The organism is Pseudomonas sp. Pseusp11, from assembly GCF_047304405.1.
Classification (GTDB): Bacteria; Pseudomonadota; Gammaproteobacteria; order Pseudomonadales; family Pseudomonadaceae; genus Aquipseudomonas.
This window is the reverse complement of record NZ_JBGLZF010000048.1, coordinates 36,586-43,157: the sequence shown is the minus strand read 5'-3', so window position 1 is coordinate 43,157 and position 6,572 is coordinate 36,586. Positions and strand designations below refer to the sequence as shown.

General features: G+C 60.4%; 4 protein-coding genes and 1 pseudogene. 3 read left to right on the top strand and 2 right to left on the bottom strand.

Annotated elements, in window-relative coordinates; all coding sequences use genetic code 11:
• Positions 1-448 precede the first annotated feature (448 nt).
• The 3 genes and pseudogenes from ACCC96_RS26380 (at position 449) to ACCC96_RS26370 (ending at position 3,594) form a co-directional block, all read left to right on the top strand.
• Positions 449-1,702: an aspartate aminotransferase family protein gene (locus ACCC96_RS26380; protein ID WP_413697354.1), complete on the top strand. Its 1,254-nt coding sequence runs from the start codon at positions 449-451 to the stop codon at positions 1,700-1,702.
• A 2-nt stretch (positions 1,703-1,704) separates the two neighbouring features.
• Positions 1,705-2,736 (top strand): annotated as a pseudogene (locus ACCC96_RS26375) (cache domain-containing protein); the annotation flags it as partial.
• Entirely contained in the window at positions 2,716-3,594 is an 879-nt protein-coding gene (locus ACCC96_RS26370; RefSeq protein WP_413697353.1) for a methyl-accepting chemotaxis protein, read from the top strand. The pseudogene ACCC96_RS26375 and the gene ACCC96_RS26370, both read left to right, overlap by 21 nt.
• Positions 3,595-3,672: 78 nt before the next feature.
• On the opposite strand, the gene ACCC96_RS26365 is transcribed toward ACCC96_RS26370, so the two are convergent.
• Positions 3,673-4,728 (bottom strand): hypothetical protein, encoded by a 1,056-nt coding sequence (locus tag ACCC96_RS26365; protein ID WP_413697350.1) that lies wholly within the window; start codon positions 4,726-4,728, stop codon positions 3,673-3,675.
• Between the two features lie 33 nt (positions 4,729-4,761).
• Positions 4,762-6,570: a hypothetical protein gene (locus tag ACCC96_RS26360; protein WP_413697349.1), complete on the bottom strand. Its 1,809-nt coding sequence runs from the start codon at positions 6,568-6,570 to the stop codon at positions 4,762-4,764.
• Positions 6,571-6,572: the final 2 nt, after the last annotated feature.

The window sequence follows — 6,572 nt, the reverse complement described above, 5'->3', positions numbered from 1 at the left end:
GGGTGGGGTCGAGCAGAGGGGCGGCATCGACCACGGGCATCATTGCCGTGAAAGCCAGTGCGAGTGTCAGCGTGCTGAGCATAAAACGTGGCATATCAAGTCTTCCATACTGGATGAGGAAAAGCCCCATGCGCGCGTGGATCTGGCATCAGCCAGTTCCCTGTGGCATCGAGCGAACAGCCATGGAATTTTTCAGCAAAGCCGACGTTTGTTTATGTGGAGTGATCGACCTGACACAGCGGATGACGCTGTAAAAAGGGGCCAGACAACAGAGAGTCGATGGGTGCACTGGCAAGCACGGAATCGGCTGCCGAGGTGAAACTTTCAGCATTCTGAGTCGAGCGCCCAGTGGATAACAGCCGAGTCGGCCGCTTGAGTGGAGGGAGAATAACCGCACTCACTTCCCTTTCTTGAAAGGCTCCCCATGCAAACGACTAATACAGTGTTGATGACTCAGCCTTCGCGGTGCTCCGACCTACCAAATCAGCAGGAGCCGGTTGATCGTGGAGATTTCGATCGTGTCATGGTCCCCAACTACGCGCCTGCGCCGTTTATCCCGGTTCGCGGCGAAGGATCGCGGCTCTGGGATCAGAGTGGTCGTGAGCTGATCGATTTCGCCGGCGGAATCGCCGTCAATGTGCTTGGCCATGCTCACCCGAAACTGGTCAGTGTGTTGACGGAGCAAGCGAACACGCTCTGGCACATCTCCAACGTATTCACCAACGAGCCCACATTACGTCTGGCGCGCAAACTGGTGGATGCAACCTTTGCCGACCGCGCGTTCTTCTGCAACTCGGGAGCCGAGGCGAATGAAGCGGCATTCAAGCTCGCGCGACGGGTGGCCCATGATCGTTATGGCGAGGAAAAATTTGAAATCATCGCGGCGTTGAACAGCTTCCATGGCCGAACACTGTTTACCGTGTGTGTGGGCGGTCAACCCAAATACTCCGACGGCTTCGGCCCGAGAGTCGAAGGGATCAGGCATGTGCCGTTCAATGACCTGGCGGCGCTGCAGGACGCGATCTCGGACAGAACCTGCGCGGTAGTCCTTGAGCCGATACAGGGCGAGGGCGGTGTGCTCCCGGCTGAACGTGCTTACCTGGAAGGTGCCCGCACGCTCTGCGATCAATTCAATGCGCTGTTGATCTTTGACGAAGTACAGACCGGCATGGGGCGCACCGGAGAGCTGTTTGCTTACCAGCATTACGGCGTTGAGCCAGACATTCTGACCAGTGCGAAGAGCCTGGGGGGCGGGTTTCCGATTGGCGCGATGCTGACTCGCGAAGCGCTGGCTCAACATCTGGTGCCGGGCACCCATGGGACGACCTATGGCGGCAACCCTCTGGGCTGCGCGGTGGCTGAAGCGGTGTTTGACCTTGTGAACGATCAGGCCTTGCTCGATGGCGTCAAGCAACGTGCGGAACAGTTCAAGTATCGTCTTGCTCAATTGGCTGAGCAGTATGGAGTGTTCAACCAGGTTCGCGGGTTGGGATTGCTCATCGGTTGCGTACTCAGTGACGGCTGGCGCGGGCGTGCAAAGGAAATACTGAACGCGGCCGCCGGACAGGGGCTGATCTTGTTGCAGGCCGGTCCCGATGTACTGCGCTTTGCCCCCAGTTTGATTGTGACCGAGACGGACCTGGTCGAAGGGCTGGCCCGGTTCGAGCGCACGCTGGAGCTTCTGACCCGGGCTGCGGAATAGCCATGCGTATTCACCTTAAGTTCAGCCACAAAATCCTGCTGGCCGTCTCGCTGATTGTCATCGTCGCGTTCGCGTTGTTCACCGCCTACAACGACTCTCTGCAGCGCAATGCGATTCGTAAGGACCTGGACAGCTATCTGCATGAAATGGGAGATGTCACCGCGAGCAATATTGCCAATTGGCTGTATGGCAGAGTGTTGTTGATGGAGACCCTTTCACAGTCAGTGGCAATTAATCCGGCACCGGAAAACGTCGCGCTATTGCTGAAGCAGCAAGCCCTGGCATCGACGTTTATCGCCACCTATGTGGGAGATAAAGAGGGTAAGTTCATGACTTACCCGGATGCCAAAATGCCCGAGGGCTACGACCCGCGTGCCCGGCCCTGGTACAAGGATGCGCTCAAGAGCTCTGGCCCGACCATCACCGAGCCATACCTCGACGCCACGACCGGCAACCTGGTAATCACCGTCGTCGACGCCGTCAGCAAGGCCGGGCAGACCCTGGGTGTCGCGGGCGGTGATCTGGGCCTGCAGGCCATTGCCGACAGTATCAATGCGCTGGATTTCAACGGGATGGGGTATGCCTTTCTGGTCAGCAGCGAGGGCAAGATTCTGGTTCACCCGGACAAAGCGCTGGTGATGAGGACACTCGCCGATGTCTATCCGCAAGATACCCCGCGCATCAGCAGCGATATCAGTGAAGTTCAGGTGGATGGCAAAGACCGCATCGTCACCTTTGCACCGATCAAAGGCTTGCCCTCACTGAACTGGTACATCGGTTTGTCCGTGGACAAGGACAAGGCTTTTTTGATGCTCAGTGAGTTCCGTGCTTCTGCGCTGGTCGCCACCCTCATCGCTGTGCTGATTATCATCGCGCTACTGAGCATGCTGATTCGCCTGCTGATGCAGCCGCTGCGGGTGATGACCGGGGCCATGCAGGATATCGCCGAGGGTGAAGGCGACCTGACCAAGCGCCTGACCATCCAGACCCAGGATGAATTCGGCATCCTCGGCATGGCGTTCAACCGCTTCGTCGAGCGGGTTCATGGTTCGATCCGCGAGGTCTCCTCGGCCACAGAGCAGGTCAACGAAGTGGCGCTGCGGGTGGTCAGCGCTTCCAATTCGTCGATGCTCAATTGCGATGAACAATCCAGCCGGACGAGTAGCGTGGCGGCCGCCATCAACCAGCTTGGCGCCGCCGCACAGGAAATTGCCCGCAACGCAGCGCAAGCGTCGCATCAGGCCAGCGATGCCCGGGGGCTGGCCGAGGACGGCCAGCAGGTCGTCGATAGAACCATCCAGGCCATGAACACGTTGTCCGGCATGCTCAGCACCTCCAGCGTCAATATCGAAACCCTCAATAGCAAAACCGTGAATATCGGGCAGATTCTCGAGGTAATCAGCAGCATCTCCCAGCAGACCAATCTGCTGGCGCTCAACGCCGCCATTGAAGCTGCGCGCGCTGGCGAGGCCGGGCGTGGTTTTGCCGTGGTCGCCGATGAAGTCCGTAACCTGGCCCATCGCACCCAGGAATCGGCACAACAGGTGCAGACCATGATCGAGGAGCTGCAAGTCGGCGCCCGCGAGTCGGTCAGCACCATGAGTCAGAGCCAGCGCCACAGCCTGGAAAGTGTGGAGGTCGCCAACCTGGCCGGCGAGCGCTTGAATAGCGTGACCCAGCGCATTGGTGAGATCGATGGCATGAACCAGTCGGTGGCCACCGCCACGGAAGAACAGACTGCCGTGGTCGAGTCGATCAATACGGACATCAGGGAGATCAACACCCTTAACCGGGACGGCGTGGAAAACCTCCACTCGACCTTGCGCGCCTGTTCCGACCTGGAGCAGCAGGCGGCTCGCTTGAAGCAGTTGGTGGGCAGTTTCAGGATTTGATCGGTTGCTTATGTGGTACGGAACCTGTGGGAGCGGCGGTGCGCCGCTCCCACAGGGTTTACGCCAGATAGTGATTTTTCAGAGCTGCACCCGCCGCAGCCTGCCGCTCAACGGGACGACGGTGTTGTCTGGTGTGGGCAGTGGCCGGCCGGTCAATCCCATGCCTTCGCTCACCAGCACTGCATCCTCCAGCAGACACAGGTTGGAAGGGGTATCCAGGTCGCGGGCGAGCACGGCGACCTGGGCGGTATGCAAGTTGCAGCTCAGCAGTCGCCCGGTAAAACGGGTAAAGCCGCCATGCAGCGGTTCGCCGTTCCAGTCGGGTGGCAAGGGTTGCTGCAGGCGGTCGCAGAGCTCCAGCACCAACACGTTGCCCTTCGGACACAGCGCCAGTCCGGTGGGCAGTTGCAGGCCACGAATCAGGAGCTCGACTTGCCCACTGTCAGGCCAGACCCGAATCACCTGGCCGGCCTTCTCGGCGAAGTCGATACCCTTGCGCGTCGGGTCGCCCTGCAACTCTCCGGAAAACAGACTGATCAGCACTGCGTCGGTCGCAGGTTCGTACACCAGGGTCACCGGGACAGCTTCCTGGCCCTGCTCCAGTTCGGGCAACTGGACCAGCACGCGTTCGTCCTGTCCGCTGGTGAATTCCACCAACTGATTGGTATCGGGTTTGACCGCCAGCCAACTGCGGCGGGTCGGGTGGTAACACAGCGCGTTCAGATTGCCACGGCTGTGAAACACCGGTTCGGGCGGTGTGAATTGCAGGTCCAGCAGTTTGGAACCCTCGACGTAATCGGTCTGGCTGACCAGGCAGCGCCCGTCACCGCAGGCGATGTCCGACAGCCCCATGATTTCATCACGCAGCATGCGGGCCTGCATGTTCATGGCGCGAAAACCTTGCGCCAGTATCTCGCCGGGCAGATAGGCGTCGGGCCTGTGCGGATCCGGTCGCAGTCGACTGATACGACCGCTGAAGGGCTGTTCCGGCAGGCCCGAGCCGGCTTCGGTCAGCAGCAGGCTGCCATCGGCCTGCGCACAAATGCCCCGAGGGTTCAGCAGGCCTTCGGCGATAATGGTGCTCGGGCACAGGGTTTCTCTGGGCCGCGCCGGGATATTAATGGGAATGGGCATAGGGCTCTCTCCATGAATAAGGGATGGATGCGGCTACTGCGGCGGTTGCCACGGTTCACCGGTGAGATAAGCCCGGAGCAGCGCCCGCTGGCAGGGCGACATCGAGCGCACCACGGGCATGAACAGAGTGGTGCCTTTGTACGCATCCGAAGTTCGGGCGAGGATGGGGTTCTTGGCGCCCATGACCGCGTCGGGCTGATTCAGCGGGATGTAGCGCGACATGGCGGGGAAGGCCAGGTAGTGAAAGCGCAGGACGTTCGGGTACATCAGCTCCCAGGTTATGTGGGTGCCCGCGGGAATGCCGAAGTCGGTCTGTGCGTATTTGCGAAAGCTGGTGAAGTAGCCGCTGCTTGGAAGGCCATTGGCTGTGTAGGTCAAGGCGACAAAACCCGCCTGGGCGGCGCTACCGGGTTTGACGGTGACGGGGAAACTGATTGCGAGTTGGCCGGGGTTGACGGTCAGCGATGCAGGGAAGTCGAGGAAGTCCCAGTATTGCGGCTCATCGTACACAGCAGGAGCCGCGGCCTGCAGGTCGATTTCGGTGGCTTTGGGGACCGGACCGCCCAGGTACCTGACCTGCAAGGTGATCGACAGGCCATTGGGGTAGTCCTCCAGATACACGTTGCGCTGATCGGCATACACCCGATAGGTCGATTCGGTGGCTTGCAACGTGGTACCGGCGACCTTGCCGGGCGCGTTGATCGCCAGGGCGGTGGTCTGCACTGCCTGTAGCTGGTTGGCGGTCAGGGGCAGGTCGACGATGCCGCCATACACGTAGTAGTCGAATAAAAAGCGGTTGGTCGGGTCCAGGGTGGCCAGTTCAGTGGTGCCTGCGGTGATGGTGACGGGGCCGTAGTTCGCGTTCGGCCCGATAGGGCTGGTGATATCGTCCCTGACGGCCCTGAAGGTTTGCTTCGGAATGACGTTCACCATGTCGATGCTCAGGTAACCGTTGCCGCCCAGGTCGGCATAGCCGGCATTCCCCGTACTCTGGTTGACCAGTTGCCGGCCCGGCTGGCAGTTCAGCGGCTCGTCGGCGAAGGCCGGGGCCAGCGTACCGATGACCCTGCCGATGCTCGGGTTGGGGGTGTATCGGCCGGCGGCATAATCGGCGTCCAGTTGTTCGGTGGTCATCGTGGGGCACATTTCGAACATGACGAAACGCAGGACAATGCCGGTCGCACCCGGTGCCTGGATGATCGAGCGCAGGCCACTGCTGTTCTGGTTCCAGCTGACGATGCTGCTCAAAGGGAAGGTCAGTTGAAACGTACCGCTGGCGTGGAAAGATCCCGGCGCATCCATTTTCGCGGGCAACAGCACACGTCCCGCCACGTCGAAACTGCTGCACACGGTATTACTGCGGATCAGCAACTGGATGTCGCTGTTACCGCCAATTTGCAGACCACCGACGAAAATCTGGGTGGTCGTTGAGGAGGTGGGGTCCAGGTCCACCATCATCGGGCCGGAGACGGGGCCTTGTCCGGTCACCGGGTCCACCGAGCCGAGCAGATAAACCGGCTGGCCCACCATGTCGCCGGTGGTGCTGATGCTGCCCGGATTACCCTGGGAACTGATCAAGGCGTTCTGCATGTCGACGACATGCTGCCCATAGTGATTCCAGCCGCCGGCGGTGTAGTAGTCGCCGTCGGGCGCGTTGATCATGTTGTTCAGCTGATCGTCGGTGTAAGACTGGGCAGTCGGTGCCAGGGTCGAGGTGGTCAGGTCGAAGAGGGGCCATTCCTCATTGCCGTCGTAAGGAATGGTGGGGGAGTTGTTCGGCAGGCTGACGTCCGTGCGGATGCCGCCCCAGAAATTCAGGCGTGGTCCATTGAGAATGCTCATGA